The 1,835-nt window shown below is 36.7% G+C and carries 1 protein-coding gene and 1 pseudogene; both read right to left on the bottom strand.

All coding sequences use genetic code 11. The features are described from left to right. Positions 1–486 (bottom strand): annotated as a pseudogene (locus tag MVY38_RS10400) (DNA ligase); the annotation flags it as partial. Then, positions 483–1,604, bottom strand: a complete 1,122-nt coding sequence (locus MVY38_RS10395; RefSeq protein ID WP_297485924.1) for a DegT/DnrJ/EryC1/StrS aminotransferase family protein — start codon at positions 1,602–1,604, stop codon at positions 483–485. The pseudogene MVY38_RS10400 and the gene MVY38_RS10395, both read right to left, overlap by 4 nt. Positions 1,605–1,835: the final 231 nt, after the last annotated feature.

The raw sequence follows: 1,835 nt of genomic DNA, 5'->3' as shown, positions 1-1,835 counted from the left end.
ACCTTCCCCACCTAATTTTTCAACACTTTTTAAAAACTTTTGCAAATCTTCTTTACTTTTGACATATTTTTGGGGAATTATGCGTATATTTTTGCCCTCATAAGGCTTCACTTTTGCAAGACGCTCAAAGAGTCCACCCGCTGCGTTTGGAACTTCAAATATATAATGCTTTATCTCGTGCCATTTTTCACTTGGCACTCTGTCTCTTACAATAGAAGAGATATTTTCAAAATCTCCTTGCTTACTCCACAACTCCCCATCAATTGCAAATGGTGGATAATCTCTAACAAACCACTTTGGAGCATGAATGATTTTACCACCACGACTAATAAGATGTTTACCATCCCAAAAGGCACGAATACCATCTAACTTTTCACTCATCACCCATCCGCTAATGTTCTGGTCTTTATAGACTTTTAAAAGCAGCAGATTTGGCTTCGCAGCAAAAAGTATAAATGGTAATAGTAGTAAAAAAAGTTTTATCATAATTGTGTTGTTATATACTCTATCTCATCATCCCTCACATACGGATTCATAGGCAGGCTCATTATCTCTTCACTTACTCTTTCTGCGATTGGAAAGTCACCTTTGCTATATCCAAGATACTCGAAACACTCTTGTAGATGCAGTGGCATTGGGTAATGAACTGCTGTTGGTATGCCCTTTTCTTTAAGTTGTACTTGCAGTTCATCTCTATTTTGAACTCTCACTGAGTACTGTGCCCATGCTGATGTTGTCTCTGGGTTTTGGTACGGAGTTACAAGTTCTTTGTTTTGAAGTGCCTGAGTATATTTTTGCGCTACTTCTTGTCTCAGTGCCAAATCTTTTGTGTAGTGTTTGAGTTTTACATTGACCACTGCACATTGAAGAGTATCCATTCTTCCACCTACACCTATGTATTTATGGTGGTAGCGTTTGTTCTGTCCATGCACTCGAAGCATTTTCATCTTCTCTGCTAGTTCGTCATTGTTTGTAAAGACTGCTCCACCATCACCAAAACATCCAAGTGGTTTAGCAGGGAAGAAGCTTGTTGTTGATATATCACCCAAGTTTGAATCAGTTTTACCTTTGTAAGTACTGCCAAAGCTCTGTGCACCATCTATTATGACTTTGAGATTATGTTTCTCTGCTATGCTTGCAATAGCATCCATATCTGCTGGTTGCCCATAAAGACTTACAGGGATGATGGCTTTTGTGTTTGGGGTAATTTTTGCTTCTATTTTACTTGGGTCAATGTTGTAAGTTTTTTCATTTATATCTACAAATACTGGTTTAGCTCCTAAAAATGCTATGGTATCAGCCGTTGCTATAAAAGTAAAAGGTGTTGTTATTATCTCATCACCGGGTTTGATGTCAAGTGCCATCATTGCGAGTATGAGTGCTTCTGTACCGCTTGCACAGCTTATGGCGTGTTTGGCTCCTGTAAATTCTTCTAGGTTTTGTTCTAGTTCCTTTACTGCATCACCCATAATATAGCTTGCATTATTTAAAACCTTTTCCATATCTTCTTCCAGTTCTGGCTGGTACATGAGGTATTGTTTTTTTAAATTTGCAAAGTCGATTTTGTTATCTTCTTTGTGCTGTAAAAACTCTGCTGGTTGCATTGCAATTTCAGAATATTTTTGCAACATATATTCATCTCTAGTAATTACTTTAGCACCTATAGCTTTTGCAGATCCGATAACTTGAGAATCTTCTATGTCAGAATAGTCTATTTCTATGTAAGATGGAGTTTTTGCTATTTTGACATTTTGTACAAATATTTTTATTCTCTCATGTACTTCATCAAGTGCCTCTTTATTAGAGTAATTAAATTGAGTTTTTATCTCTTTAAA

This window comes from Sulfurimonas sp., assembly GCF_027056685.1.
Classification (GTDB): domain Bacteria; phylum Campylobacterota; class Campylobacteria; order Campylobacterales; family Sulfurimonadaceae; genus Sulfurimonas.
Note: the sequence above shows the minus strand (reverse complement) of the source record. Positions and strands in the feature narration are given on the sequence as shown.